The organism is Mycobacterium sp. 663a-19, from assembly GCF_035616495.1.
Lineage (GTDB): Bacteria > Actinomycetota > Actinomycetes > Mycobacteriales > Mycobacteriaceae > Mycobacterium.
The window spans coordinates 323294-349699 of the sequence record NZ_JAPJAV010000002.1; the positions used below are offsets into that span (position 1 = coordinate 323294).

Consider the following 26406-nt stretch of genomic DNA (forward strand, 5'->3'; position numbering starts at 1 on the left):
CGCGGGGCGACCGTGCCCCCGATCGGGCTGCCCGGCTCCTCACGTCCGTGTCGCGAGGAGGTCTAAGGCGATGTCGACGATCATGTCTTCTTGGCCGCCCACCAGGCGTCGCCTACCCACCTCCAGCAGCAAGGTGCGGGCGTCGATTCCGTAGTTGCGGGAGGCGTTTTCGGCGTGCCGGAGAAACGATGAATACACACCCGCGTAGCCGAGCGTCAGGGTTTCGCGATCGACTTGGACTGGCCGGTCGCGTAGCGGGCGCACCAGGTCGTCGGCGGCGTCCTGCAGCGCCAGCAGGTCACAGCGGTGCTGCCAGCCCTGCAGCTCGGCCACCGCCACAAAGACTTCGAGGGGGGTGTTGCCGGCTCCCGCGCCCTGGCCGGCCAGCGACGCATCGACGCGGGTCACACCCTGTTGGACGGCCACCATGCTGTTGGCCACCGATAGCGACAGGTTTTCGTGGGCGTGCACCCCGATCTGAGTCTCTGGATTCAACACGTCGCGGTAGGCGCGGACGCGCTCGCTCATACCGTCCATGGTCAGGCGGCCCCCGGAGTCTGTGACATAGACGCAGTGCGCCCCGTAAGACTCCATGAGCTTGGCTTGGGCTGCCAGTTCGGCCGGACCTGCCATGTGGCTCATCATGAGGAAACCCGAGACGTCCATGCCGAGTTCGCGTGCGGTTGCGATGTGCTGCGCTGAGATGTCGGCTTCGGTGCAGTGGGTGGCAATCCGCACCGACCTAACCCCGAGCGAGTGCGCGTGCTTTAGTTCGGCAATCGTGCCGATACCGGGCAGTAGCAGCGTGGTCAGCGCCGCGGTGCTGATCGCGTCGGCCGCGGCCTCGATCCACTGCCAATCGGTGTGACTACCGGGCCCGTAGTTCAGTGAACCGCCGGCCAGGCCGTCGCCGTGGGCAACCTCGATGGCATCCACACCAGCCGCGTCCAGGGCAGCCGCGATACGGGCAACATCCGGGGGGCTGATTCGGTGCCGGATCGCGTGCATGCCGTCGCGCAGGGTGACGTCTTGGATGTACAGCGGCGGGTTCATTGGAAAACCTCTGCGGGAGTAGCGTTGCGCTGCCGTTGGGCAATCGACTCTGCAACCTGCAGGGCAGCCGAGGTCATGATGTCGAGGTTCCCCGCGTAGGCGGGTAGGTAGTGCGCTGCGCCTTCGACCTCGAGGTACACCGACACCCGGGTGCGCGCTGTGCCCACATCGTGGGGTAGCAGGGTATGGATAGGTTCGTCGGGGGCGATCGCGGTGAACTGCACCTGTTGTTTGAGCCGATATCCGGGAACGTAACCGGACACCCGCTCGACCATCGCATGGATGGAGGCCGTGATGGCGTCGCGGTCGGCGTCGCCGATCAGGCAGAAGACGGTGTCACGCATAATCAGCGGCGGTTCGGCAGGATTGAGAATGATGATCGCCTTACCGCGGGCGGCTCCCCCGACGGATTCGATTGCCTGGGCAGTGGTTTCGGTGAATTCGTCGATGTTGGCCCGAGTTCCCGGCCCGGCGGATCTGGACGCGATCGAAGCCACGATTTCGGCGTAGTGCACCGGGGTGACCGCCGAGACGGCCGCGACCATGGGAATCGTCGCTTGCCCGCCGCAGGTCACCATATTGAAGTTGGTGGCACCCCTGTCCAGGCCGGCCTGCAAGTTCACCGAGGGAATGACCGGTGGACCCAGCGCGGCGGGCGTCAAATCTATGAGCGTCTTTCCATACGGATCCAACGCGGCAGCGTTTGCCAGATGAGCCCGCGCGGAGGTGGCGTCGCAGACGATGCCGACGTCGGGAAAATCCGGCATAGCGATCAGCCCTTCGATGCCGTCGTGGGTAGTCGGGACACCCAGCCGTTTGGCGCGGGCAAGCCCCTCGGAGGCGGGATCGATACCAACCATCGCGGCGACCTCGAGGTGCCGGGAGGTCCGCAGCATTTTGATCATCAGATCGGTTCCGATGTTGCCTGATCCGATGATTGCGACTTTCGTTGTGCTCAAGGCTAATCCAATGTTGAGAAGTGGACCGATACGGTGCCCAGCGGCGCGATGTCGGCGCGGATGTGGGCGCCCGGAGCCGCGGTGACCATCGGGCCCAACGCACCGGACAGCACAACCTGACCGGCGCGCAACGGATTTCCGTAGTCCGCGGCCGCACGGGCAAGCCACGCCAGCGCGTTCAGTGGGTCGCCCAGGCACGCTGTGCCATCACCCTGCGACACCAAGGTGTCGTTAGCGTACATCCGCATGACGGCCCTTCGCGGCTGGAAGTCGTCGAGACGTAACGTGCGATGGCCCAACACGAACAGACCGCTGGAGGCGTTGTCGGCGATGGTATCGGCGATGGTGAGGTCCCAGTCGGCGATGCGGCTGTCGACGATCTCGATCGCACCGACGGCGTAATCGACTGCGGCGCGGATCTGCTCGGGATCGCTTATTTCGCCAGCGAGGTCGGCTTTGAGCACGAATGCGATCTCGGCTTCGGCTTTAGGCTGAATCAGCCGATGCGACGGAACAACCGCCTCTCTGGAGATATCCATGTCGGCCAGCAGCATCCCGAAGTCGGGTTGGTCGACGCCCAGCTGCTGCTGCACCGCCGGTGAGGTCAGACCTATCTTGCGCCCTACGATCACCGCGCCGTCAGCGACGCGGCGGGTGATGAGTTCTTGCTGAACGGCGTAGGCGGCGTCGATGTCGTCGGCGCCGATCAGCGCTCGGAGGGGCGCCGTGGGCACCCTGGTCCGGGCGGCCTGCTGCAGCACATCGGCGACGTGGCTGATAGTGCCGTCGGTGATCTGTTCAGTCGGGGTCATCGCGATCCCAGCGCAGCGGAGCTCCCGTACTTCCCTGGCCTTCGGTCATGCAATCCTCTCGGTGCGGTTGGCAACAGGACGCCAGCGCGGCCGGTCTCGATCAATCGATGTCATACTTTGCCGCCGTGACAGTGGATACTGAAGAAATGTGTTCCGCAGAGCGGCACACCGCGCCCGCATCGGCGACGTCGGTGATCCGCAGGATGGCCCAGATCTTCGACGCCTTGGATTCCGCTGGAATCCCGTTGGGGATCCGCGAACTAGCGCGTCACACCCACCTGCCACCCTCCACTGTCGCGCGGCTGGTCAATGACATGGCAGAGGCTGGATTCATCGACCGGCACGCCAGGAAGGTGGGCGTGGGGCTGCGGGTATTCGAGTGGGGCGAACGCGCCAGGGACCTGCAATGGGCACGTCAGGTGGCGATGCCGCTGTTGACCGATCTGCGTGCGGCCACCCATCAAACCATTCACTTGGCGATCCTCGACGGCGTCGACGTGATGTATCTGGAAATACTGCCGAGCCTGACGGCACCCCGGCTGCCGTCGCGTGTCGGGGGGCGACTGCCCGCGCACGCGACCGCTGTCGGTAAGGCCTTACTTGCGGCGTCGCCGCCGCACATCATCGACATGCTCGTCGCCACTGGCCTGCCGGCCCTCGGGCCCCGTACGATCCGCCAGCCCGGGTTGCTGCGACAACAGCTCACCCGCGCGGCGACCAGTGAGCTGGCCTTTGAGCAGGAGGAGTCGGGCCCCGGGATCGTCTGTGTCGCAACGGCTATCCGTGATGCCAATGGCCTACCTGTCGGAGCCATTTCGGCCGCGGGCTGGGCTGGCAAAATGAATCTGCGTCAGGTCGCACCGGCGGTGCAGGCCACCGCTCGCAACATCGGCCGCAGGGTGCTCGCAACATCACCGGGCCATGCGGTGCGGCGCGATGAGCAGTGAGATCAAGGAGAATCATTGTGATTACCGCGTTCGTGATGATCGTCGCCGCTAATGAAGGCCTGACCGAATTGGCTGAGCGACTCGTCGACCTCGATGGCGTGTACGAAGTATATTCGGTCACAGGGGAATTCGACGTCATCGCTGTCGTGCGGGTGGCCGAATTCGATCGAGTGGCAGAGCTGGTCACCGGTGAGATTTCAAAGCTGCCCCATGTGCTCGATACCCGAACCTACATCGCCTTTCGGGCGTATTCCCGATTAGACCTCGAAGCGATGTTCTCGATTGGGGCGGACTGAAGAGAGTCACGCGCGGCCGGTGTTGACCACCGCGGTTCCGTCGACGGGGACTCCTACATCACCCCGTTGGGGTTAGGGGCGCTTGACTGCTGTGCGAACCAGCCGGCGATCTGGCTGCGGGAGGTGAAGCCGAATTTGGTGAGGATATGTTGCACGTGGCTGTCGATCGTGCGGCTGGAAAGGACTAGCTCGGCTGCGATCTGGCGATTGGTCATGCCGCGGCTGACCAGGCCCGCGACTTCCAGCTCTCGGGCGGTCAGGGGGCAACCAGCCGCGTCCTCCAACGCATCGGGAGTGTCCGCGATGCCGGTGAGGTCGGCCATTGCCAGGTCGGTGCCCAGGGCGGCTCCCTCGGTGGTCAGCGCGTCGGCGGCCGAGGTACCCAACGCCTCACGCACACGCTTTTCGGTGGCGGTGTGGCAGTCAGCCAGGTGCTGTCCAAACGCGGCCATCGACGTTCCCAGGCTGTGCCAGATGGTGTGGGCCGCCCCGAGCATCCGCGCGCTTTCGACGAAGCGCCCGTCGGACGCCGCGATCCACGCCAACAGCTCGATCATGTGCGCGATGCCGAGGTGATCGCCGAAATCGCGCTTAAGTCGCAGGCTTTCGCGCGCCAACTCGCCCGCACCGGCGTAGTCGCCGACGGACCATTTGTTGAGCGCCAGCGCCCACAACGCGTAGGACGCCGCCCAGCGCTCCCCGTAGCGAGCGCTCAGGCGCAGTGAACGTTCGCACAGCGCGGCCGCGTGGTCATGTCCTCCGGTGAACAGGCAGACTACGGCCAGCTGAAACAGCATCGACACCACCGCCACGGTGTCGCCCCGCTCTTCGTGGCCGGCTAGGGCGCATTCATAGCACTTCTTGGCCTTGTTCAGGTCCCCACTGAAGAGTGCGGCCATGCCACGCAGCTGAGCCAGGTAGCTGGGTAGGTCAGGGGCGTCGACTACTCCAGCCAGCCGCTCGGCCTCGTCCAGCTGCGCCCCCGCTGCAGCCAGTTCGCCACGCAGCAGCGCAAGGTAGGCGTCGACCCACATCGCTGCGGCATGGGCCGGGCGGGGCTGACGCGGATCGGCGATGGCCAACGCCTGGCCCAGCCAGCGGCGACCCTCTCCCAGGCTCCCGCCGGCGATCCAATACCACTGCAATGCAGCGGCCAGTGCACACGCCTGCTCGCCGCGACCGGACTCGATGCAACGGTCGAAGGCGGCTCGCAGGTTCCCGTAGTCCTCACGCAGCCGGGCGACCCATGTCGCTTGCTCGGGGCCGCACCACTCGGTGAAGCTCCGTTCGGCGAGACGTCCGAAGTAGTCACCGTGTGTTCGTTGCAGCCGCGTTGAGGCATCGGTGGTCGCCAGCTGGGCACTGCCGTATTCTCGAACGGTTTCCAGCAGCCGGTAGCGCATCTGTTCCCCGCTGCGCTCGGTGATCAGGATCGACTTGCGCACGAGCGCCTCGACAAGGTCGAGCATCTCGTCGGCGGTCAACCCCTCCCCGGCGCACACCGCCTCCACGGCCGCCAAACTGAAGCTGCCGGAAAATACCGACAAGCGTGACCATAGAGCCTGTTCCTTCGGGGAGCAGAGTGCGTAGCTCCAGTCGATGAGTGCCTGCAACGTCTGGTGCCGCGGCAGTGCTGCGCTGTTGCCGGCGCTGAGCAGCTGGAACCGGCGGTCCAATCGGTCGAGCACGTCGGCGACCGTCAATGTCCGCAGCCGCGCGGCCGCCAGTTCAATGGCCAACGGGATGCCGTCGAGGCGTTCGCACAGCCGCGCGACTAGAAGGCTGTTCTCGTCGGTGACATGGAAGCCCAGTCCGCTGTCCGATGCGCGGGCACACAGCAGGGCCACCGCGTCGAACTCGTTCAGCGAGGACGCGTCCAGACCCGCCGCCGAGTTGGGTGTCGACATCGGCGGCACGGTGAAGATCCGCTCGCCGAGCACGCCGAGCGAATGCCGACTGGTTATGAGGAAACGCACCATCGGGGCGGTGCGCAGGAGCTCGCCGACCAACGTGGCGCAAGCATCGCTGAGGTGTTCGCAGTTGTCCAGAATGACCAGCATGTGTTTGTCGGCCAGATAATCAGCCAACTGCTCCAACGGCGCCCTGGTGGTGTGCTTGACCACGCCCAGCGCGCTAGCCACCGTATCGGCCAGCAGCGAGGCGTCCTGCAGGACCGCCAATTCGACGAACCAGACGCCATCCCGGAAAGCCCGCCGCGACTCGGCGGCGACCTTCAACGCCATGCGGGTCTTCCCAACGCCCCCGACACCGGTCAAGGTCATCAGCCGCGACTCCGTCAGCAACGTGCGCAGCTCCCGGAGTTCTCGCCGGCGGCCGATGAAGCCGGTGACGTCCGTCGGTAGGTTTCCCTCGCAACGCTTCACTTGTCGCATACTCGAAAACCTCTGTTGCGGCGACGCACGGCCGGTACGACCGTGCAGCTCGTTGTTCGCGGAGTGTACCTGGGACCACGTCGGTGCGTCATGAACAGCAAATCTTCAATTCCGGCGTTGCCGGTTCGGCATTGGCCGCGGCGGCGCGTCAGCTTCGCGTTCAGCCCATACCCGCCGCCGCAGGGATCCAGCGCCGTCGTGGTTGCGCATGGTCCTGGGGGCGTGTGAGTTCGAGGCGTGGCCGGGGTTTGTCGGCGTTGCCGGTGGGCGGCTTGCGACTGCCGCTTTTGAATTGGTCGGCCCATTCGCTTCCCGGCCCGGTGTAGTCCTGCTCAGCGGCGGCGTGCAGCGTCCAGTGCGGGTTGTATAGGTGGGTCCGTCCGATCGCGACGAGATCCGCGCGCCCGGCCAAGAGCACCGAGTTCACATCGTCGTACGAGGAGATGGCACCCACGGCTACGACGGTGACACCGTACTTCCTGCCGATCTCGTTGCGGATCCGGTCGGCGTACGGGGTTTGATAGCTACGCCCGTAGGCGGGCTGCTCGTCTTTGACTACTTGCCCGGTGGAGACATTGATGACGTCGACACCGTGTTCGGCGAAGGCACGGGCAATTTCGACGGCCTCGTCGATGTCATTGCCGCCCGCTGCCCAGTCGGTGGCCGAAATACGCACCGACAGTGGACGTTCGGTCGGCCACACTCGGCGGATCGTGTCGAACACCCGCAGCGGGAAGCGCAGCCGGTCCTGCAGTGGACCGCCGTACCTATCGGTGCGCAGGTTGGTCAGTGGTGACAAGAACGACGAAAGCAGGTAGCCGTGGGCGCAGTGCAGCTCCAGCAGGTCGAATCCCGCGCGGTCCGCCGCCGCTGCGGCGTCGGCGAATTGCTGGGTTATTCGGTCCATATCCGGCTCGGTGACTGCTCGCGGCATCTGGTTATACGGCCCGTACCGCAGCGCCGAGGGTGCGACAACCTCCCAGTTCCCTTTCTCGAGGGGTTCGTCGATGCCTTCCCACATCAGTTTCGTTGAGCCTTTGCGCCCGGAGTGGCCCAGCTGCACGCCGATCTTCGCGGTGCTGCAACCATGGACGAGGTCAACAATCCGTTTCCACGACGCCTCCTGATCGGCGGCGTAGAGACCAGCGCACCCGGGAGTGATGCGGCCCTCCGCTGACACACAAACCATCTCGGTCATGATGAGTCCAGCCCCACCGAACGCTTTGCTACCCAGATGCGCTAGATGAAAGTCGCCGGGTACCCCGTCGACGGCCGAATACATGTCCATCGACGACACCAGGATCCGGTTCTTCAGCTCAAGACCGCGAACTATATAGGGCTGGAACATTGGTGGCCGTGTGTCTGCCGGTGCGGAGATGCGGCCTTGGCGCACTTCGCATTCGGCGTACCACTGGTCGGTGCTGTCGACGAACTGCGGATCGCGTAGCCGCAGATTGCTGTGTGTGATGCGGCGACTGCGGGTCAATATGTTGAACGCGAACTGCTGCGGGTCCTGATGCACGTACTGGCCAATGTTCTCAAACCACTCCAGGCTTGCCCGCGCGGCGCGCTGGGTTGACTCCACGACTGGACGGCGCTCGCGCTCATAGGCTTCCAGCGCGTCACCGAGCGCGGCCTGCTCGTGCAGGCAAGCGGCCAGTGCCAAGGCGTCTTCCATCGCCAGCTTGGTTCCGGACCCGATGGAGAAGTGAGCGGTATGCGCGGCATCGCCGAGCAGCACCAGATTGTCACGACACCAGTTGGTGTTGCGCACCGTGGCAAAATTGAGCCAGCGCGAATTGTTTGCCAGTATCTTGTGGCCGTCAACAATGTCGTCGAGCAGGCTGGCGAGCGCTGAGATGGAGGCCTCATCACTTTCACCGGGCGGGAGGACTTGTGCTGCGGATTCTGCGAATCCACCGCGGTGCCAGACATCTTCGCGCATCTCGACGATCACGGTGCTGCCGTCGTTGCCGTAGGGGTAGCCATGGACCTGGATCACCCCGTATGGTTCTTCCCGGATGAAGAACTTGAAGGCCTCGAAAACCTTGTCCGTACCCAGCCAAATGTATTTGTTGCGGCCATATTCCAGCGTAGTGCCGAAATGGTCGGCGAAGCGGCTGCGGGTTGCCGAGTTGGCACCATCGGCGGCAAGCACCAAATCGTGGGTGGCGGCTAGCATTTCGACGTCGGGCGCGACCGTGCGGAACAGCAGCTCGACCCCCAGCTCCTGGCAGCGCTCCTGCAGGAGGAGCAGCAGTCGTTTGCGGCTCATGGCCGCAAACCCGTGGCCGCCGCAGATGTGGATGCTGTCGCGCAGATGGATGTCGATGTCGTCCCAGCGGGCGAACTCGCTTTCCATCCGGCGGTAGGTCTCCGTGTCGGCAAGTTCGATGCCGCCGAGTGTCTCGTCGCTGAACACCACACCGAACCCGAAGGTGTCGTCCGGGGCATTACGCTCCCACACTGTCACCTGGTGCGCTGGGTTCAACTGCTTGGCGAGCGCGGCGAAGTACAACCCGCCGGGCCCCCCGCCAATTATTGCGATACGCATCGTCGTCTCCTTATTCTCCTGCGTGAGATACAGCGCCCCAACGTGTTTCGCCGATTCCGCAGCATCGACCTGCCGAGTCACTGCCTCGCCCCGGAATCATGGTGGGTAGTTAAGAGCGCTGCACCTTGCCGGTAACCGTGCGCGGGATCGCGTCGGTGAATTCGATACTGCGTGGGTATTTGTAGGGCGCCAGAACACTGCGGACGTGAGCCTGTAGTTCGCTGGCCTTGTGGCAGTCGCCCGCGACACCGGGCCGCAGCACCACAATGGCGTGCACCACCGCGCCGCGGTCGCGGTCGGGCTTGCCGACGACGGAGCACTCGACCACGTCGGGGTGTTGCTCCAACGCTTCCTCTACCTCGGGAGCGGCGATGTTGTAACCCGAGGACACGATCATGTCGTCGCTGCGTGCCTGGTACCAGTAGTATCCGTCAGAATCGCGAATGTAGATGTCGCCGGTGATGTTCCAGCCGTGCTGGACATAGTTGCGTTGCCGCTCATCGGCCAGGTAGCGGCAACCCGTCGGCCCAATGACGGCTAGGCGACCAGGGGTACCATCTGCTACCGGATCCCCCTCGCTATCGAGGATTTCGGCGCGGTAGCCCGGCACCACCCGGCCGGTCGAGCCTGGCCGGATGTCATGGGGAGTGGATGAGATGAACACGTGCATCATCTCGGTGGCCCCGATGCCGTCGATGATCGACAGCCCTGATTGGTCTTTGAATGCTTGCCATACCCATTTAGGCAGATGTTCGCCCGCCGACATGCAGCACCGAAGCCCGGTCAGCGAGCGGGCTTTGCCCTCGCGAAGCAGGGCGCGGTAGGCGGTGGGCGCAGTGAACAAAATGGTGACACCCAGGTCGGCGACCGCCGAGACCAGCGCGTCTGGCGTCGGCTTCTCCAGCAGCACCGTGGCCGCACCGACACGCATCGGGAAGATCAGCAGCCCGCCGAGCCCGTAGGTGAACGAAAGCGGCGGTGTTCCGGTGAACACGTCGTCGGGTCGTGGAGCGATGACGTGTTCGGCGAACGTGTCGGCTACAGCCAGCACGTCGCGGTGAAACTGCAGCGTCGCCTTGGGCGCGCCGGTGGTCCCGGAGGTTGGCGCCAAGAGCGCCACATCGTCGGCGGCGGTGTCGACATTGGTGAACACGCCGGATTTGATCGCGGCCCGCGCAGTGAGGTCGTCGGGCTCCGGGCCGCCGTACTGCAGCACCGACACGTCGTCGGTGCTGTGGAGCGCCGCGAGCAGCTCGTCGCTGAAGCGATGGTCGCATATTGCGACCGCCGGTTTGACGAGGTCGATCAGTTGGCTCAGCTCGTGGCGACGCAACAGGGTCATCGTAGTGACCGCCACTGCGCCGGCCTTGATCACTGCGAACCAGCACGCCAGAAGCCACGGATTGTTGGGCCCGCGCAGCAACACGCGCTGCCCCGGGATAACCGCGAAATCCTCGCACAACACCTGGGCTACCTGATTGGCCCGCTGGAGCACATCGGCATAGGACCAGCACTCGGTGGGCGTAATCACGCATGGGCGGTCACCGCCAAGTCGATCGACGACCTCGTCCAGCAGTACGGTCCCGCAGTTCATGCGCGCGGGGTAGTGCAACGCGGGCAGCTCGAACTCCAAGTGCGGCCACTGATCGCGCGGGGGCAGATGATCACGACAGAACGTGTCGGCGTGTGCCGTCAGTGACATCGGCATGACTGGACCTCCGTTGAGGCTCGAAGTGTCCGAAATATATACCGTATCGATAACGCTCGTCAATATTATTGGATATCCTGCCGTATGGGCAGTCACGCGCCGGACGGCCCGACACGACGGGTGTGACCAACGGTCCTCATGGGACCGTCAGTCACCATGGGGGCTGACCGATGCCGCGCTCGGCTTGTCCGGACGCCGGACCGAGATCGGGTAGTCCCGTTCAGCGAGGAGAGCCGATGCCGAGCGCCACCACGCCAACCAACCCGGCGCTGCCCTGGCCCACCGAGCCGCAACCACGGGACCTGATCTTGACGCTGTTCGGGCTGTATGCGCGTGCGGAGCAGAACTGGTTGTCAGTGGCGTCGGTGGTCGAGCTGATGAGCGATCTCGGCGCCGCGGGACCGCTGGTGCGCAAGTCGATTTCGCGTCTTAAGCAGCGGGGAATGCTCGCCAGCCATCGTCTGGGTGGGGTCGCGGGGTACTCACTGTCGCCGCAGGCGCTTGCCATCTTGGCTGAAGGTGATGTCCGGATCTTTGATCGCGCCCGTGCTGCTGTCGAGGACGGCTGGGTGCTGGTGGTGTTTTCCATCCCCGAATCCGAGCGGCACAAGCGCCACGCGTTGCGGACCGCGCTGATCCGGCTGGGTTTCGGCGTGGTGGCGCAAGGGGTGTGGATCGCGCCGGGCAAGTTGAGCGATGAAACCAGGCAAGTACTGGAACGCCAGCAACTCGCCGACTATGTCGACATGTTCGTCGGTGATCATCTCGCATTCGGCAGTCTGCGCACCAAGGTGCGCGAGTGGTGGGATCTCGACAACCTTTCGGCGCTGTATGGCCAATTCGTCGCCAGGCACCGGCCGGTGCTGACTCGGTTCGGCAGCGACACCGTCGACCCCCGCGAGGCGTTTTGTGTCTATGTACCGATGCTGACCGACTGGCGCCGGCTGCCGTACCTGGATCCGGGTCTTCCGCTGTCACTACTCCCGGCCGGATGGAACGGGGTCACGGCGGACGAACTTTTCGGCAAGCTGAACGCGGTGCTCAGCGCGCCGGCCCGTGAGCACGCGATGCGCGTCATTCACCGCTGACCGGGCTCGCCATGGGTGGTACACAGGCAATACCCTGGATTTCCACGAGCGCTTCGGCATCCCACAGCCGCGCCACTCCCACCCCGGCGATTGCCGGGTATGTCGGCCCGACCAGCCGCCGCCACACTTGCCCGATTTGCTTGGCATGGTGTTTGTAGTCGTCCACATCGACGATGTAGATGGTCAGGCTGACCAGATCTTTAGGCGTCCCGCCCGCGGCGCGCAGCGCGGTGAGCAAGTTACTCAGCGCCTGCTCGAACTGGTCGACGACCCCGTCGCCGACTACAACTCCTGTCGCGTCCATGGCGGTCTGCCCGGCCAGGTACACCGCAATGCCCTCGGCGCGCACCGCGTGGGAAAAGCCAGATGGCCTGGGCAGGTCACCGGGGTTGATAAACGCGGCCGTCACGATTGCAGCGCTCCCCCGTCGACGTTGATGCCTTGCCCGGTGACCGCAGCGTTGATGATGCAGAATCGGACCGCCTCGGCGACCTCGGCGGCATGGATGAGCCGGCCGATCGGCTGCCGCCGGGCCAGCATCGCTCGGGCGTCGTCCGCAGAGCGGGCAGTACGGGCGCTGATGGCCGCCACCGTAACGTCGGTCATCGGGGTATCCACATAGCCCGGGCACACCGCGTTGACCGTGATGCCGGCGCGCGCATACTCCACTGCGGCAGCGCGTACCAGGCCCAACACACCATGCTTGCTGGCGGTGTAGGCACTCACCTGAGCCTCCCCCCGTTTGGCCACAATCGAGGCCACCACCACGATCCGCCCCCATCCGGCCTGCACCATCGCGGGTAACGCGGTGCGCACGCACCGAAACGGGGCGGTCAAGTTGAGGTCTATCGCCCGCTGCCAGTCGTCGTCGCTGGTCTGGGTGAGCGGCGAAGCCCACCCCGCGCCCGCGTTGGCCACCAGGACTTCCACCGGCGCCCAATGCCGTTCGATGGTGGCGAAGAGGGTTTCGACATCGGGTGGGGACGTGACATCGCAGGCCACCGGCAGGACGGGATGGTTGTGCTCGTCCGCCACGGCGCGCGCGGCGGCTTGAAGCGGCTCTCGCGATCGGGCGGCCATCGCGACGCAATGCCCGTCGGCGGCCAGCCGGCGCGCGATGGCCAGCCCGATGCCCTTGCTGGCACCGGTGACGAGGCACACTCGCGGCGTGGTCACCGGAACGCCGAAAACCCGGTGATGTGTCTGCCCAGCGTCAGGGCGTGTATCTCCTCGGTGCCTTCGTAGGTGAGAACGGACTCGAGGTTGGCCAGGTGGCGCATGACGGTGTGCTCCAGCGTGATGCCCGCGGCGCCGAGCATGCCGCGCGCGGTGCGCGCCACCTCGAGCGCCGAGCGCGTATTAGCCAATTTCCCGAAGCTGATCTGGGCCGGATGAATCCCGACGGTGTCCTTGAGCCGCCCGATCTGCAGCGCGATGAGGTTGGCCGTGGTGACCGCGATCAGCAGGTCGGCGAGCTTGCGCTGACTCAACTGAAATGAGGCCAGCGGCCGGCCGAACTGCTTGCGCACAGTGGTGTAGTTCAGAGCTTCCTTGAAGCACTCACGTGCCGCCCCGACCACGCCCCACAAAATCCCGTAACGCGCCTCGCTGAGGCAGTTCAGGGGGCCCCGCAGTCCGCGGGCGTCCGGAAGCTCGGCCCCCGCCGGCAGCCGCACTTCGTCGAACACCAGCTCCGAGGTCACCGAGGCGCGCAGTGACAGCTTGTGCGGCACCGGGTGCGCAGTGAATCCGGGGACCGTCGTGGGCACCACGAAGCCACGAATGCCGTCCTCGGTGCCCGCCCAGACCACCGCAACGTCGGCGAGTTCGCCGTTGGTGATCCACATCTTGGCGCCGTTGAGCACCCAGTCGCCGCCGGCTCGGCGGGCAGTGGTGCGCATCGACGCGGGGTCGCTACCCGCGTCGGCCTCGGTGAGCCCGAAGCAGCCGATCGCCTCTCCGGCCGCCATGAGCGGCAGCCATGCGGCCTTCTGGTCCTCGGATCCCCAGCGGTGAATGGCGAACATCGCCAGCGATCCCTGCACGGACACGAAGCTGCGTAGACCGGAGTCGACCGCTTCCAGCTCACGGCAGGCCAACCCGTAGGCCACAGCGCTGGTGCCCGCGCACCCGTAGCCGTGCAGGTGCATGCCCAGCAACCCCAACCGCCCGAGTCCCGGCGCGATGGAACGGTCGATCGCGCCTTTCGCATACCATTCACCTACGTACGGCGCCAGCTCGGTGACGGCGTAGCGGCGCACCGTCTCGGCGATCGCGCGCTCCTCGCCGGTCAGCTGCGCGTCGATCGCCAAGAAATCCAGCGGGTCGGGCCGCCGCGCCGCAGCGGCCCCGCGACCTTCAGCGCCCAGGGTGTGCGATAGCACCGGGTTCACCGTCCCAGCCACTGCGGAGGGCGCTTTTCGTTGTAGGCGGCATGAAACTCGGCGTGGTCGTGGGTGGTCATCAGCAGCGCCTGCGTCATTGCGTCCAGCTCGAGGGCTGCGTGAAAGGATGCGTCGAGCTCGCGGGCCAGCAGCGTTTTGGTCTGGCTGTAGGCGAGACTCGGCCCGTCGGCGAGGCGCCGGGCCAGCTGCGAGACGGCCCCGTCGAAGGCCTCATCTTCCACCAGTTCGCTGACCAGGCCGTAGCGGTCGGCGGTGGCCGCGTCGATCGTGTCGCCGAGCATCAGCAACTGAGTGGCCCGGCCGGTCCCAACCATGCGGGGCAGCAGGTAGGCGGCGCCCATGTCCGCGCCGGCGAGCCCAACCTTGGTGAACAGGAACGCAAACCGGGCCGACGCCGACACCACCCGGAAGTCGGCGGCAAGCGCGATGACCGTCCCGGCTCCCGCAGCGATCCCGTGGATCGCGGCGATAACGGGGACCGGGCAGTCGCGCATGGCAGCGATCACATCGCCGGTCATCTTCGTGAACGCCATCAGCTGATCGGGCTCCATCTTGATCAGCTCGCCGATGATTTCGTTGACGTCCCCGCCGGCGCAGAAGCCCTTGCCCTGCCCGCGGACGACCAGCACCCGGGTGTCGGTGCGATACGGCAGCTCCCACAGCAGGTCGCGAAGGTCGGCGTAGCTGTCGAAGGTCAACGCGTTGAGTTTCTCTGGCCGGTTGAGGGTCACAGTGGCTACCCCGTTGGAAACGGTGAAGTCGAAGTGTTTCCACACCTGGGTCAGCGGCGCAGAGGCACGAAAAGGGTTGCTGGTCAACGGGTCTCCTGTCCTAGTTGGGTGAGGTGGCGGCTGATTATGGTGCGCTGGATCTCCGAGGCACCCTCATAGATGCGCGGGGCGCGCACGTCGCGGTAAAGGTGCTCGAGCGGGTGTCCCCGCTGTAGAGCCCGGGCGCCGACCAGTTGCACGGCAGTGTCTACAACGAACTGAGCCGCCTCGGTCGCCTCGAGCTTGGCCATCGCCGAGCGGTAGGTGATCTCGGAGCGATCACACCCCGCGTCGTAGGCCGAGGCGGCCTTGTAGACCAGCAGCCGGCCGGCTTCCAGGCGGGTGGCCATGTCGGCCAGTTTGTGAGCGACCGCCTGCTGGTCACACAGAACACCCCCGAACGCTTCCCTGGTCATGGTGTGTTCGATGGCGACATCGAGGGCCGCTTGGGCCATACCGAGGGCAAACGCGCCGACACTGGGCCGGAACAGGTCGAGGGTCTGCATGGCGACCCGAAACCCCGCGTCCACTTCGCCGACCACCTCCTCGGGACCGACTGGCACGCCGTCGAACGTCAGCCGTCCTATCGGGTGGGGAGACAGCATCTCGAGGTGTTCACCGCCCAGCCCTGGACTGTCTCCCGCGATGACGAATGCGGTGATCCCGCGTGCCCCCGTCCCCGGTTTGGTGCGGGCGAACACCGTGTAGACGTCGGCGTCGGGCGCGTTGGAGATCCACATCTTCTCCCCGTGCAGGCGCCATCCACGCCCGTCGGGCCGTGCCTGCAGGCTCAGCGCTGCGGCGTCGGACCCGGCGCCCGGTTCGCTCAGCGCGAAGGCGGCCACGGCGCTGCCGTCCACGACGGCGGCGCGCCACCGGTTTCTTGCCGCTGGGTTTCCCCACAGCAGGAAGGGATAGCTGCCCAGGCCCTGCAGCGCCAGCGCCGTCTCAGCCTCGGTGCTCACTGCTGCGAGCGATTCGCGCAGCAGGCACAGGTCCATCGCGGCCGCCTTTGCCGTGCCGTCGGCGGCGAACATCCGCGCGAGCAGGCCTCGCTCGCCCAGGGCTCGCAGCAAGTCCCGGTTCACCCGCCCGCACGGTCCAGCGGTCGCGAGCGGTCGGAGCTCGGCGGCCACTTGGCCGACATCGCGCACCAGGTCGCGCTGCTCGGCGGTGAGCGCAAATGCTGGCATGGCTTCCTAGAGAAAACGAATACGTACGGGAGCAAGATATGTCGTTTATAGCACGTTCGTCACAAATACGCCATACACGCCTCGGTGATTGTAAGACTGGAATCCGCCGGTACCACCGTCAAGACGCCTGTCGGTTTGCGGCCAGTAGGTCGGCCAACGTGAACCCGTCGTCGGCAGTGCGCATCAGTTTGCGGGCGACACCGAGTGCGTCGCTGTTGACGCCAAACACGCCGACCGGTTGGCCCTGCGCCCGGTAGACCGCGACGAACTTATGGGCCGATACATCCCCGCCGATTTCCACGCTGTCGTACGCCCGGGTGTTCCCAACGCACCACATGTCCAAGTCGAACTGCTTAGACCACACAAACGGGAGCGATTTGTCGACGGTCGTGCCGCCCAGCATGTTGCGGGCCGCCACCGCACCCTGCTGCTGCGCGTTGGACTCGTGCTCAATGCGCACATAGCGGTCGAGCAGCGGCGAATAGGTCGCGGCGGCGTCCCCGGCGGCGTAGACATGCGGGTCGGCGGTGCGGCAGTGGGCGTCGACAACGATCCCTCCCTCCGACAGCGCGATGCTGCTGTCCGCGAGCCAAGAGGTGGCCGCGCGGCTGCCGACCCCCACTACGACGACGTCACAGGGTAATACGGCGCCTGTGTCCAGGCACACCGCCTCGACTCGGTGGTCGCCGCGGATCTCCACCACCGTTGCGCCCAGGTAGGTGTGCACGCCGGCACGGCGATGGTGCTCGGTGAGAATCTGCCCGACGTCGCGGCCGACGGCGCGCTCCATCAGCACCGCGTCCATTTCGACGGCGTGGACATGCGCACCACGGGCGATGGCGCTGGACGCAACCTCGCAGCCGATGAAGCCTCCCCCGATCACGACAACCCGTCGCCCCGGGGCAATCTCGTCGCGCAAAGCGATCGCGTCTTCCAAGTTGCGCAGCGTGTGGACGCCCGGCAACAAGAACCCAGGAATGTCCAGCGGTGCGGGCACCAGGCCGGTGGCCAGAAGCAAAGTCTCGTAACCCATGTGGCGCCCGGAGGACAGCCTCACCACACGCTGTTCGGTGTTCAGTCCGATGGCCGCATCGCCGAGGACGACATCGATCCCCCGGTCGCGATAGAAATCGCTGGGCTTGAGGTACGCCGAAAATGGTGCATTCTCGCCGGACAGTATCGCCTTCGATAGCGGCGGTCTCGCGTAGGGAAAGTGATGCTCCGCGCTGACCAGACATACCCCGCCTGGTTGTTTTTTGGCTAGTGTCTCCGCCGCGCTGGCGGCGGCCAGACCACCCCCGATGATCAGATACGGCGTGCGCTGCGCTGTCATGGCATCGTCCCACCGACTGGTGAGTGTGCTAGTCGCCGTCGGTGCGTGCGAGGAAGACGTCAGCACCATCAACGACGACGTCGAATTTTTTCACCGGCTCCACGCACGGCAGAGCCGTGGCCTCTCCCGTGCGAAGGTCGAATTTGCCTTCATGCAGGGGACATTCGATCTCCAAACTGTCCGGGTGAACTACACCGGAATCCAGCCACGCCTCGGCATGGCTGCAGATGTTTCCGATGGCGTAGACCACCCCGCGGATGCGCACGACCAGCACTTCCTCGCCGCCGGCCTCCACGCCGAGCGGCTGCTCCTCTGCAAGATCGGTATAGTCCGCGATCCTCAGCAGCTTGCAGCGGCGGGTGCCTTCCACAGTCATGTTCCCCTCACTCCTGACTGACAACAGGCGAGCCACTCACGCCGCGCCCTCTTGTGGACTGGTGAAAGCAAAGGCACTCATACCTGTCACCCACGCTTTGATCGGTTCGTAGTAGAGGGCCTCGCCACCCCGGTCGCCGATGGCCGCGGCAGCGAAGATCCAGTTGCGGATCTCCAGTCCGCCATTGCCGGCGTGCTCGAGAATGTAGTCGTTGGACCAAGCCGCGGCGTAGCCGCCGTCACCGGCAGCAAGAAGCGCCAGGAACTCGGCATCGAACTCCTCGTTGATTCGGCCCATTTGGGGCGTACCCGGCCAGTGCGAAAGACCTCCGCAACCGACCACCACCACGTTCTCATCGCGGGTTGCGACGTAGTCTGCCAATACCTTGCCCAGCCGGTAACAACGGCTTGGTGTGGCAAGGGAATTCGGCGACTGGGTTCCGATGATCAGCGGGACTACCGCTATGTCGTTGTCCGGAAACATCATCAGGATCGGGATTGCCAGCCCATGGTCGGCGCGGATCGTGCTCATCGACGCGACGTCGAAGTCGCGGGCCGCCGCGTGGCTGATGAAGCCCCCGGCGAAATCGGCGTTGGAGGCGATCTGCACCTTGGGAATATTCATTTCGCCGAACGTCGAAAAAGATTCGGTCACCGCCACGGTGTATGGAGGTTGGGGCCCGCTGGGTAACAGTGTCGGCCCGTGTTCGGATGACACCATCAGCACAACATCGGGGCCCAAGGCGCGTATTCGGCGCCCGACTTCAACGAAGCCGTCGACAACCTTTTGCGCCTGAGTCTCGACGCCCCTGCTCGGGAACATGGTGTGCGAAGTGGCGAATGCCCCGATGACGTTACCCATCGGCGCACTCCACGCGGTAGGGCGCCGCAGTGAAGTATTCGCCTGCGCTCATGGAGGTTTCAAAGTCCGGGTTGGCCATGAACGATCCCCACATGGCCAGCAGCGGCGGCACCCCGAGCGACGCCAGTTTGTCAGGTGTCGGCTTGTTGCGAACCGTCGCGGCCTCCTCGGGCGTCAGGGCGTACCGGGCGAGGAAGTCGTCGTCGAGGGCACGGATGGCGCTCCACGCCTCGGCGCTGACGAGTCCGTCCTCGACCATACGGCTCAGTTCAGCGGAACTCATCGCGGTCGACCTCTGAGGACAGGAAGTCGCAGGAGATGCGGCCGAACTCCGCGGGATGCTCGATCATCGCCCAATGCCCGCATCGGGGAATGGCGTAAAGCCGCGAGTCCTCGATGAGTTGATGGAACCGTACCGACTCCATCAGTGGCACGACGGCGTCTTCGCGGCCGCAGACGACAAGCGTGGGAACCCCGACGGCAGCGATCTCGTCCTCGCCATAGTGCAGCCCGCCTTGTTCGCGCACCCATGCCATGGTGCGCCGGTAGGCGTCCATCACCGCGGGCTCGCGAGTGAGGGTGTAGCGGTAGTCGACCAGATCCTCGGGAGGCACGAAGCTTTCGTGGGTCAGGGCGCGCACGATGTCGGCCATAGCGTCGCGGCTGGGTTCGCGGTAATTCAAGATGGTCTGCAACTGGGGCGAGAAGGCGCGGTTGAGCCCGGCGCTACCCATCAAAACCAGCTTTTTGACCCGCTCCGGCTGGGTCATCGCCAACCCCAGCGCCGTTGCGCCGCCCATTGAGTTGCCAATCAGTGACACCCGCTGCAGCCCCAACGCATCCAGGAGGGCCGACAGGTGGGCGACACGATCGCCCTGCGAGTAGTTGAAACCGGTGTCGTCATCACGACTCAGCAGGCTTTGCCCAAACCCGACCATGTCGTAGGCGATGGTGCGGAAATTCGTTGCGTACGTGGGGATCAAGGTCGCCCAGTTGCCCCAGGCGTCGGCGCCCGCACCCCCGCCATGGATCAACAGCAGCGGCTCGCCGGTACCTGATTCCCAGTAGTGGGTTCTGACCAAGTCAGCCTGGATGAAGCGTTCGTCTGCAGTGGTGGTGGTGATGGTCATGTCATGTGGTCGATTCCAAGTGGGCCAGGCCGCGGGCATGGGTGGAGGCGAGTTGGCGCCATTTGGTGATGCACATGTCGGGCGGGAACAGGTGCTCATTCGCCCAGCCATTGTGGTCGCGGTAGAACTCCTCCTGGGCTTCACGCGCCCACACATCGTCGTCGTTGAAGCCGTGCAAACCCAAATCCCGCCACTTGCTTTCGAATTCCCGCTCGTAGGAGGCGATGTCGGCTTCGGATGACACCTTGCGCTGCAGCACCTGGAAATACTCGTGCTGGCCGGAGTTGATCGGCACGTAGAACTCGTACTGGATCAGCGTGGGGTCAGGGAATGGGTCGACCTTGAGCACTCCGGGCAGCCACACACTGACCTGGGCGGCCACCCGCTTCTGGTCATCGGTCAGCTCAAAGTGCAGCACCGCCTCCCCGCCTAACTGGGCCTCAAAGATCGGCCGATAGTTCTGCGCGAGGTTGTCCACCACCCCTTTGGGCCAGCCCTGGCTGTGCACCTCCATCGCCCCGCGATCTGCGGGCACGAACCCATAGGGCAGGGCGAGCCGGTTTTCCGTCACAAGCGGAGAGTTGCGGTGCATGAAAATGTGGGTGGTGTCGAATCCGTTCTCCACCCCGAGCCGCCAGTTGGACGCCACCGTGCGCCGGATTCCCAGACAGTGTGTGTCGGCGTCGAGGAAGCCCGGGGGCACATCCTCGGCGAGATCGTGCGGTTGCTGATCGCCGAGGAATACAAACACGAGTCCCTGACGCTCGGCCACCGGATACACAGGGATGGCGACCTGACCGATCACTGGCGAATTCGGCGACGTCAACACATCACAGAGCCGACCGTCATCGAGGCTATAGGTCCAGCCGTGATACCAGCACGACACCGTGCCCTTCTGAAGACACAACGGCTGCGCCGAAAACCGCACCCCGCGGTGCGCGCACCGATCGTCGATCGCACGCACCTGTCCGTCGGTGCGGGTCAACAACACCTGCCGGCCCAGCACCTTCACCGACATGAACCCGCCTTCGGCTAACTCATGGCCGAACAACACTGGATGCCAATGGTTGCTAAACCCCAGCTCAGCCTGCAGATACCGGGGCCACTTCGACCCCCTGGATGCAGTGGAGCCAGCAGGCATATCGATACTGGTGCCGGTTTGCTGATCGGCCGCTGTCACCGGAGTCGCCTCCTTGTCGTTTGGCTGACGGTGCCCGCGACTATGCCAACCGCGCCCTCGTCCGACATCCGTTGAACTACCGACCCCGCCACCGAACCGACGAGGGGCCAACGGCCAGCGTCGCTACGTCGTTGGTGGAGGCCGGTGTCACACTGCGGTCGTCGCCTCCAACCGCTTTGAAGGTCCGGCACCGCCGTCCGTGCCCTCGCGGCATCATAGGGCGACGTCCTCCAAAACAAGCCGCACTGCCGTCGGCGCTGCGCCCGAGTCGTCCGGCAGCAGGTGCGTGTAGCACAACGGTCTCCGCGCGCTAGTGTGCTTTGGTCAGCCTTAGCGAACAAGCCGATAGAAGAGTGAATTTCATGACCGCAGCAGCGGAAGCGTCGGCGATCGAATCGCGGGTCGGCCACTACTACCAGATGGACGGCACCTACCAGGTCGGCCGCGAAAAGCTACGCGAGTACGCCCGCGCGGTGCAGGACTATCACCCCGCGCACTGGGATCTCGCCGCCGCGGCTGAACTGGGCTATCCGGACCTGGTGGCGCCGCTGACGTTCACGTCGACGCCGGGCATGACGTGCAATCGGCACATGTTCGAGCAGGTGGTCGTCGGTTACGACACCTACATGCAGACCGAAGAGGTCTTCGAGCAGCACCGCCCGATCGTGGCCGGCGACGAACTGCATGTCGACGTCGAACTGACGTCGGTCCGCAGGATCGCCGGCAGGGACCTGATCACCGTGACCAACACATTCACCGACACCGCCGGCGAACGGGTGCACACCCTGCACACCACCGTTGTCGGTCTCACCACCGAGGATGTCGATCCCGCAGTCAAGACGGCCGTGCACAACATGATGATGCACGACGTGGACATCACGGCCGTCGGTCAATCCGATGCCTCCTACGAGAAAACCGTGCGCCCCGAGGGCGAGGTTCGGATCGCCGACGCGGGCACGACCCGCACGCCGGGGACGCCGTCCTTCGAAGACGTGCAGGTCGGCGACGAGCTACCGGTGCGCCACACCCGACTCTCCCGCGGCGACCTGGTGAACTATGCCGGCGTGGCCGGCGACGCCAACCCGATTCACTGGGACGAGGGGATCGCCAAGCTGGCCGGGCTGCCCGATGTGATCGCCCACGGAATGCTCACCATGGGTTTGGGCGCCGGATTCGCCTCCGCGTGGTCGGGCGACCCCGGTGCGGTTACCCGCTACGCGGTGCGACTGTCCCAGCCCGCGATCGTGTCGGCGGCCGAAGGCGCGGACATCGAGTTCAGTGGCCGCGTCAAGTCGCTGGACCCGGAAACCCGCAGCGGTGTCGTCATTGTCACCGCGAAGTCCGGCGGCCGGAAGATCTTCGGCCTGGCGACGTTGAACATCCGGTTCCGCTGAGGTGTCGGTCTTTGGTGGCGGCCGGCCCCCATCAGCCCGACCCGGGCTCGCACGAAAACTACTGGGCCACAACACGAGCCGCACCTGAAGGTCACGGCAACTTCTAGCCTGCGATCGAATCCCGCGTGTCGAGCACGGCCATATCCGCCGCTGCGCGCCCGGCGCCCCAGCCGGCAACGTCGGACCCTGATACCGCGCGAGGCGTCGTCGACGGGAACAGTCGATCACAGAGCTCATCGGCAGCCCGGCTGTTGGCTGCAAGCACGGGAAGTAGTCGACCGTCCCGCTTGACCTCCGCGGTGACCGACGCGCTGGCGCTGTCGAGTCGTTCGCCGATGCGCTGGGCGTATGCGAGCAGAAATGCTTGCCGGAATGACCTGGTTCGTGTGTGCCTATTGCCACTCTGGCGGCGCCCGGCACTGAGCATGGCTCGGTTGGCTTGGACGAGGAGCGAAGTGCTGAGCAATTCGACCAGAGCGAGGTCGGTTTTGCAGCCGACGATGGTAACGAATCCGAGGCGCTCTGCCCATACCGCGCGACAACGATTGGCCTGGCTCACCACTTGCACCAGCGCTGTCTTGGCGGCGGCATAGGGGTTCTCGATCCAGATCCGTCGCGCGGCGGCCACCGGCACCTGGCCGCGGTCGTGGTGCTTCAGTGCTTCTTGTAATGAGTACCGGCTCATCAGGTCTTGGGCCTTGGCCGAAAGGGCCTCCGCTTCGTCGGGAAACTCGGTGGCTTCAGCCTTCGCCAGCAGAGCGCGCACTTTGCCGAGAGCCTTCTCGTCGACACCGTTCACCGCCGTCGGCGCGTGGCGATGCGCCCCGGGCGGCGGCAGAACCGCCCCGAGCACGGGAAGTCTGCCGAGGAGATTCAACAGCTTCACGACAACGGTCAGGGCCATCCGCCGGTCGACAGCGTTCGATGCGGCCCAGCGCCACATCTGCGGCGTCTTCGCATCGACATCGACGGTGGCCGCAAGCACGGCGATATCGGCCCGCCAATTCGGATGCAGTGTCGCCACCGCATACCGCCGAGACTCGCGGACGATGGCCTCATCGAGGTAGCGGACCTCGCCTGCCGGTAGCTTGCGGCGTGCGACCTCGTGCAGATCGGACGGCAACCAGCCGTGGTCCCACGCCGCTCTGATCGCCTCGTTCATGGTGACGTCGGCGGCAACGTCGAGCTCGCGCGGGTAGGCCCGATAGTCCTCGAACAGTGCCGCCGCATGCCGCGGCGCGTGATCGCCGGGACACGAAGCGGCCGTACTCAACGCCACGACGAGGCGCTCCAGAAGCAGCGCCCGGTCCGCCTCCGGGTCCAAGCCGACGCGCTCTCGCTCAGTGGCCGCCCGGCGCCGACTCTTCTGTTTGGCCGTCCGCTTCTCGCGATTGCGTCTGCTCATGCACCGGATTCTTGCGAAGGGGTCCGACACTTTGCGGCAGACGCGCCGCGAAGGCCACCGTTGGACTGGATGCCCAGATTGACCCAGCAGATCGGCGCCGCGCAGCCGGCGTAACGATATCTTCATCCGCTTCTTCAGAACGTTGCGAGCACTCCCCCGGGAGGACGTCCAGTAGCTCAACAAGCGTGCCGATGCAGTGGGGGATTCATCACGTGACGGCACACTTGTATCGGCATCGTCGCGGAGTCCCCGCGGAGGGTCGCCTCCGATCCCCCCGTTATCACTGAGTCTGAGGCATTCTCATTGACTCTGGGCCATGTTGATGGCACTTCGGTCAACGGTGCCCACCTATCGAGGCCGCGTGGCGCGACAATCGCCGGCGAGGTCAATGCACGACAGATGATAGCATGATATCATTCGCACATGGCGCAGATTCTGATTCGTCAACTCGAAGACGACACTAAGTCCAAGCTGCAGCGGCTAGCCCGTCAACATGGTCGCAGCACCGAGGAAGAGGTCCGCGAGATCCTGCGGAACGCTGTCCGGAGCGTCGATGATCCGCCTGGACGACTAGGGTCGCGTATCGCGTCCCGCTTCAAAGGCAAGGGCCTGACCGAGGACATACCCGAACTACGCGGACAGCCCGTCCAGCCGGCGCGATTCAACGAATCATGATCGTGCTTGACACCAATGTGCTCTCCGCTTTGATGCGGGACACACCCGATCCGGCCGTCGTGGAATGGCTCGACAATCAGCCCGCCGAATCGATCTGGACGACATCGGTCACTGTATTCGAGATACGCACTGGCATAGAACTTCTGACACCAAGCCGCCGACGCAAGCGGTTCGACGAGACCTTTTCTCAACTCCTCGACGAAGACCTCGACGGCCGTGTGCAAGCCTTCGACCTGACGGCCGCGATCGCTGCTGGGACTATCGCGGCCACCCGGCAACGAGCCGGGCTTGCGGTGGAGATCCGTGACGTACAAATCGCCGCTATCGCCGCATCCCGGCACGCAATTGTAGCTACCCGCAATACTCGCCACTTCGACGGAACCGGCGTCGACTTGGTCAACCCCTGGGACATGATAGTTGTCGGGCGGCAATACGTTCTGTCCCGCAGGTGATGTCGGTCGGTAGCAATAGCCTCGGAACATGACAGAGCGTGATGATGCGGGTTCGGCTAGTGAACTAGTTGCCCGAACGGATTGGTCGGTCAGACAGGGCTACGGGAACCCCGCAGGCGTGGCGAAGCCGTCACAGACACGGGTGGCGCGGGCAGACACCGGATTCGAAGTCTCGCTGGACGAATTGATGCGTACTGGTGTGAGTCCCCTCCTGTGGTCAGTCGACGAGCGAATGCGCCTCGTCAGGCGACGTGCCACGGGGCGCGTTCTGACTCGCAGTCAAGAGGTGTTCCGGCTGAGCCTGGCATCCGGACGTCAACTCGTGCTGACATCTGGGCAACATGTCCTGAAGGTGGATGGCTGGACGCCTCTGGTAGAGCTGCATGCTGGTTCCAGGATTGCTGTGCTCCGCCGACTCGGCGAACCGGTGCAAGCGAATCGGATGCATGACTCAGAGGTAATCCTCTTGGCGCACATGATTGGTGACGGCTCCTGCGTCAAGCGGCAGCCGATTCGTTATGCATCTGTCGATGAGGCCAACCTCGTGGCCGTGACCATCGCGGCCGCACATTTCGGCGTGACACCTATCCGCGACGAGTACGCGGCGGCGCGTGTGACGACATTGCGGTTGCCTGCTCCTTTTCGTTTGACGCACGGCAAGCGCAACCCGATCGCGGAATGGCTGGATAATCTCGGCCTCTTTGGTCTGCGTAGCTATGACAAGTTCGTTCCGCCCGAGGTGTTCTCGCTTCCCGACGAGCAAGTGGCCCTGTTCTTGCGGCACCTATGGGCCACGGACGGTTCGGTGCGCTGGGACGCGAAGACGCAGCAGGGGCGGGTGTACTACGCCTCGACAAGCCGGCGCCTAATCGACGACGTGATGCTCCTACTTCTTCGGATGGGGGTGCAGAGCAAGATTACGCGTACGACGAAGGCGGGCTATCGCGATTGCTGGTTCCTCACCATTGACCGAGCCGCCAACCAGATCGCCTTCCTTACGAAGGTAGGCGTGCACGGGGAGCGCGGCATCAAGGCCAAGGAGGTTGTCGAGAAGCTGGCTGGACGCGCGCGTCGGCCAGGTACGGATACCATCCCGCTCGAGATCTGGGTACGGGTTAAAACGATTCTGGCGCGACAGAACTGGTCCGAAATGGACTTCGCGCGCGCGACCAACACCAGATTTGACGGTCCCCGGATGTGGACCCACGCGCCAGGCCGCGCCAGGCTGCATCGGATATCCGTCATTCTGGACGATCCCGCGTTGCACGACCTTGCGACGAATGACATCTATTGGGATAGCGTCGTCGACATCGCGAGCTTGGGCAACCGTGATGCGTACAGCATCGCTGATGCCGGGGGCAGTCCTGTCGTGGTTCAGGGCGTGGTGGTGCGATTCAAGTTTTGATTTCAGCGCAGCTTTCG

General features: G+C 64.9%; 25 protein-coding genes. 7 read left to right on the forward strand and 18 right to left on the reverse strand.

Annotated features, from left to right (window positions below):
• Window positions 1-39: 39 nt before the first annotated feature.
• The 3 genes from dmpG to OQ968_RS05855 are packed head-to-tail and all read right to left on the reverse strand — an operon-like array spanning window position 40 to window position 2824.
• Window positions 40-1053, reverse strand: coding sequence for a 4-hydroxy-2-oxovalerate aldolase (dmpG, locus tag OQ968_RS05845; protein ID WP_324675625.1), 1014 nt, complete (start codon window positions 1051-1053; stop codon window positions 40-42).
• A complete protein-coding gene (locus tag OQ968_RS05850) occupies window positions 1050-2012 on the reverse strand; it encodes an acetaldehyde dehydrogenase (acetylating) (protein ID WP_324675627.1) in 963 nt (320 codons plus the stop codon). The genes dmpG and OQ968_RS05850 overlap by 4 nt, the downstream gene beginning before the upstream one ends.
• Window positions 2013-2014: 2 nt before the next feature.
• On the reverse strand, window positions 2015-2824 hold the full coding sequence (locus OQ968_RS05855) for a 2-keto-4-pentenoate hydratase (RefSeq protein ID WP_324675629.1): 810 nt from the start codon (window positions 2822-2824) through the stop codon (window positions 2015-2017).
• A gap of 125 nt (window positions 2825-2949) precedes the next feature.
• Here OQ968_RS05855 and OQ968_RS05860 point away from each other — a divergent pair, with 125 nt between their 5' ends.
• Together OQ968_RS05860 and OQ968_RS05865 are read left to right on the forward strand one after the other, a co-directional pair.
• Window positions 2950-3771: an IclR family transcriptional regulator gene (locus OQ968_RS05860; RefSeq protein WP_324675631.1), complete on the forward strand. Its 822-nt coding sequence runs from the start codon at window positions 2950-2952 to the stop codon at window positions 3769-3771.
• A gap of 17 nt (window positions 3772-3788) precedes the next feature.
• Entirely contained in the window at window positions 3789-4067 is a 279-nt protein-coding gene (locus tag OQ968_RS05865) for an Lrp/AsnC ligand binding domain-containing protein (protein WP_324675633.1), read from the forward strand.
• Window positions 4068-4120: 53 nt separating this feature from the next.
• Here OQ968_RS05865 and OQ968_RS05870 read toward each other — a convergent pair whose 3' ends face one another.
• The 3 genes from OQ968_RS05870 to OQ968_RS05880 form a co-directional block, all read right to left on the reverse strand.
• The gene (locus OQ968_RS05870) at window positions 4121-6460 is read right to left on the reverse strand and encodes an ATP-binding protein (protein ID WP_324675635.1); all 2340 of its coding nucleotides are present in this window, start codon (window positions 6458-6460) and stop codon (window positions 4121-4123) included.
• Window positions 6461-6620: 160 nt separating this feature from the next.
• Window positions 6621-9095 (reverse strand): bifunctional salicylyl-CoA 5-hydroxylase/oxidoreductase, encoded by a 2475-nt coding sequence (locus OQ968_RS05875; protein ID WP_324675636.1) that lies wholly within the window; start codon window positions 9093-9095, stop codon window positions 6621-6623.
• 28 nt (window positions 9096-9123) lie between these two features.
• Complete coding sequence (locus tag OQ968_RS05880) at window positions 9124-10818, reverse strand: AMP-binding protein (protein WP_324675638.1); 1695 nt, start codon at window positions 10816-10818, stop codon at window positions 9124-9126.
• A gap of 140 nt (window positions 10819-10958) precedes the next feature.
• Here OQ968_RS05880 and OQ968_RS05885 point away from each other — a divergent pair, with 140 nt between their 5' ends.
• The gene (locus tag OQ968_RS05885; protein ID WP_324675640.1) at window positions 10959-11810 is read left to right on the forward strand and encodes a PaaX family transcriptional regulator C-terminal domain-containing protein; all 852 of its coding nucleotides are present in this window, start codon (window positions 10959-10961) and stop codon (window positions 11808-11810) included.
• Here OQ968_RS05885 and OQ968_RS05890 read toward each other — a convergent pair.
• The 11 genes from OQ968_RS05890 to OQ968_RS05940 all read right to left on the reverse strand — a co-directional run bounded on the left by OQ968_RS05890 (window position 11797) and on the right by OQ968_RS05940 (window position 21058).
• Window positions 11797-12219 (reverse strand): RidA family protein, encoded by a 423-nt coding sequence (locus OQ968_RS05890; RefSeq protein WP_324675642.1) that lies wholly within the window; start codon window positions 12217-12219, stop codon window positions 11797-11799. The two genes, OQ968_RS05885 and OQ968_RS05890, sit on opposite strands and share 14 nt — an antisense overlap.
• The gene (locus OQ968_RS05895) at window positions 12216-12986 is read right to left on the reverse strand and encodes an SDR family oxidoreductase (protein ID WP_324675644.1); all 771 of its coding nucleotides are present in this window, start codon (window positions 12984-12986) and stop codon (window positions 12216-12218) included. The genes OQ968_RS05890 and OQ968_RS05895 overlap by 4 nt, the downstream gene beginning before the upstream one ends.
• Complete coding sequence (locus OQ968_RS05900; RefSeq protein WP_420715837.1) at window positions 12983-14194, reverse strand: acyl-CoA dehydrogenase family protein; 1212 nt, start codon at window positions 14192-14194, stop codon at window positions 12983-12985. The genes OQ968_RS05895 and OQ968_RS05900 overlap by 4 nt, the downstream gene beginning before the upstream one ends.
• Window positions 14195-14199: 5 nt before the next feature.
• Window positions 14200-15033, reverse strand: a complete 834-nt coding sequence (locus OQ968_RS05905; protein WP_324675646.1) for an enoyl-CoA hydratase family protein — start codon at window positions 15031-15033, stop codon at window positions 14200-14202.
• Window positions 15030-16178, reverse strand: coding sequence for an acyl-CoA dehydrogenase family protein (locus OQ968_RS05910; protein ID WP_324675647.1), 1149 nt, complete (start codon window positions 16176-16178; stop codon window positions 15030-15032). Before OQ968_RS05910 ends, OQ968_RS05905 begins: the two co-directional genes overlap by 4 nt.
• Before the next feature lie 118 nt (window positions 16179-16296).
• Window positions 16297-17511 (reverse strand): NAD(P)/FAD-dependent oxidoreductase, encoded by a 1215-nt coding sequence (locus OQ968_RS05915; protein WP_324675648.1) that lies wholly within the window; start codon window positions 17509-17511, stop codon window positions 16297-16299.
• Between the two features lie 28 nt (window positions 17512-17539).
• A complete protein-coding gene (locus OQ968_RS05920; RefSeq protein ID WP_324675649.1) occupies window positions 17540-17887 on the reverse strand; it encodes a non-heme iron oxygenase ferredoxin subunit in 348 nt (115 codons plus the stop codon).
• 36 nt (window positions 17888-17923) lie between these two features.
• Complete coding sequence (locus tag OQ968_RS05925; RefSeq protein ID WP_324675650.1) at window positions 17924-18748, reverse strand: hypothetical protein; 825 nt, start codon at window positions 18746-18748, stop codon at window positions 17924-17926.
• On the reverse strand, window positions 18741-19031 hold the full coding sequence (locus OQ968_RS05930; protein WP_324675652.1) for a hypothetical protein: 291 nt from the start codon (window positions 19029-19031) through the stop codon (window positions 18741-18743). Before OQ968_RS05930 ends, OQ968_RS05925 begins: the two co-directional genes overlap by 8 nt.
• The gene (locus OQ968_RS05935) at window positions 19018-19878 is read right to left on the reverse strand and encodes an alpha/beta hydrolase (RefSeq protein WP_324675653.1); all 861 of its coding nucleotides are present in this window, start codon (window positions 19876-19878) and stop codon (window positions 19018-19020) included. Before OQ968_RS05935 ends, OQ968_RS05930 begins: the two co-directional genes overlap by 14 nt.
• A gap of 1 nt (window position 19879) precedes the next feature.
• The gene (locus tag OQ968_RS05940) at window positions 19880-21058 is read right to left on the reverse strand and encodes a Rieske 2Fe-2S domain-containing protein (protein WP_324675655.1); all 1179 of its coding nucleotides are present in this window, start codon (window positions 21056-21058) and stop codon (window positions 19880-19882) included.
• Between the two features lie 362 nt (window positions 21059-21420).
• On the opposite strand from OQ968_RS05940, the gene OQ968_RS05945 reads away from it, so the two are divergent.
• Complete coding sequence (locus tag OQ968_RS05945; RefSeq protein WP_324675657.1) at window positions 21421-22452, forward strand: fused (3R)-hydroxyacyl-ACP dehydratase subunits HadA/HadB; 1032 nt, start codon at window positions 21421-21423, stop codon at window positions 22450-22452.
• A gap of 103 nt (window positions 22453-22555) precedes the next feature.
• Here OQ968_RS05945 and OQ968_RS05950 read toward each other — a convergent pair whose 3' ends face one another.
• Window positions 22556-23857 carry a DUF2786 domain-containing protein gene (locus OQ968_RS05950; protein ID WP_324675659.1) on the reverse strand — a complete coding sequence of 434 codons (1302 nt, stop codon included), beginning with the start codon at window positions 23855-23857 and terminating at the stop codon, window positions 22556-22558.
• 423 nt (window positions 23858-24280) lie between these two features.
• On the opposite strand from OQ968_RS05950, the gene OQ968_RS05955 reads away from it, so the two are divergent.
• The 3 genes from OQ968_RS05955 to OQ968_RS05965 are packed head-to-tail and all read left to right on the forward strand — an operon-like array spanning window position 24281 to window position 26389.
• Window positions 24281-24532, forward strand: coding sequence for a FitA-like ribbon-helix-helix domain-containing protein (locus OQ968_RS05955; protein ID WP_324675661.1), 252 nt, complete (start codon window positions 24281-24283; stop codon window positions 24530-24532).
• Complete coding sequence (locus tag OQ968_RS05960; RefSeq protein ID WP_324675663.1) at window positions 24529-24984, forward strand: type II toxin-antitoxin system VapC family toxin; 456 nt, start codon at window positions 24529-24531, stop codon at window positions 24982-24984. Before OQ968_RS05955 ends, OQ968_RS05960 begins: the two co-directional genes overlap by 4 nt.
• Window positions 24985-25012: 28 nt before the next feature.
• Window positions 25013-26389: an LAGLIDADG family homing endonuclease gene (locus OQ968_RS05965; RefSeq protein ID WP_324675665.1), complete on the forward strand. Its 1377-nt coding sequence runs from the start codon at window positions 25013-25015 to the stop codon at window positions 26387-26389.
• The last annotated feature ends 17 nt before the right edge of the window (window positions 26390-26406 follow it).

Excerpts from the sequence above, each read along its gene's own strand:
- OQ968_RS05915 (WP_324675648.1), bottom strand. The coding sequence starts at position 17,511 with ATGACAGCGCAGCGCACGCCGTATCTGATCATCGGGGGTGGTCTGGCC.
- dmpG (WP_324675625.1), bottom strand. The coding sequence starts at position 1,053 with ATGAACCCGCCGCTGTACATCCAAGACGTCACCCTGCGCGACGGCATG.
- OQ968_RS05870 (WP_324675635.1), bottom strand. The coding sequence starts at position 6,460 with ATGCGACAAGTGAAGCGTTGCGAGGGAAACCTACCGACGGACGTCACC.
- OQ968_RS05955 (WP_324675661.1), top strand. The coding sequence starts at position 24,281 with ATGGCGCAGATTCTGATTCGTCAACTCGAAGACGACACTAAGTCCAAG.
- OQ968_RS05960 (WP_324675663.1), top strand. The coding sequence starts at position 24,529 with ATGATCGTGCTTGACACCAATGTGCTCTCCGCTTTGATGCGGGACACA.
- OQ968_RS05950 (WP_324675659.1), bottom strand. The coding sequence starts at position 23,857 with ATGAGCAGACGCAATCGCGAGAAGCGGACGGCCAAACAGAAGAGTCGG.
- OQ968_RS05945 (WP_324675657.1), top strand. The coding sequence starts at position 21,421 with ATGACCGCAGCAGCGGAAGCGTCGGCGATCGAATCGCGGGTCGGCCAC.
- OQ968_RS05920 (WP_324675649.1), bottom strand. The coding sequence starts at position 17,887 with ATGACTGTGGAAGGCACCCGCCGCTGCAAGCTGCTGAGGATCGCGGAC.
- OQ968_RS05885 (WP_324675640.1), top strand. The coding sequence starts at position 10,959 with ATGCCGAGCGCCACCACGCCAACCAACCCGGCGCTGCCCTGGCCCACC.
- OQ968_RS05935 (WP_324675653.1), bottom strand. The coding sequence starts at position 19,878 with ATGACCATCACCACCACCACTGCAGACGAACGCTTCATCCAGGCTGAC.
- OQ968_RS05925 (WP_324675650.1), bottom strand. The coding sequence starts at position 18,748 with ATGGGTAACGTCATCGGGGCATTCGCCACTTCGCACACCATGTTCCCG.
- OQ968_RS05910 (WP_324675647.1), bottom strand. The coding sequence starts at position 16,178 with ATGCCAGCATTTGCGCTCACCGCCGAGCAGCGCGACCTGGTGCGCGAT.
- OQ968_RS05930 (WP_324675652.1), bottom strand. The coding sequence starts at position 19,031 with ATGAGTTCCGCTGAACTGAGCCGTATGGTCGAGGACGGACTCGTCAGC.
- OQ968_RS05855 (WP_324675629.1), bottom strand. The coding sequence starts at position 2,824 with ATGACCCCGACTGAACAGATCACCGACGGCACTATCAGCCACGTCGCC.
- OQ968_RS05965 (WP_324675665.1), top strand. The coding sequence starts at position 25,013 with ATGACAGAGCGTGATGATGCGGGTTCGGCTAGTGAACTAGTTGCCCGA.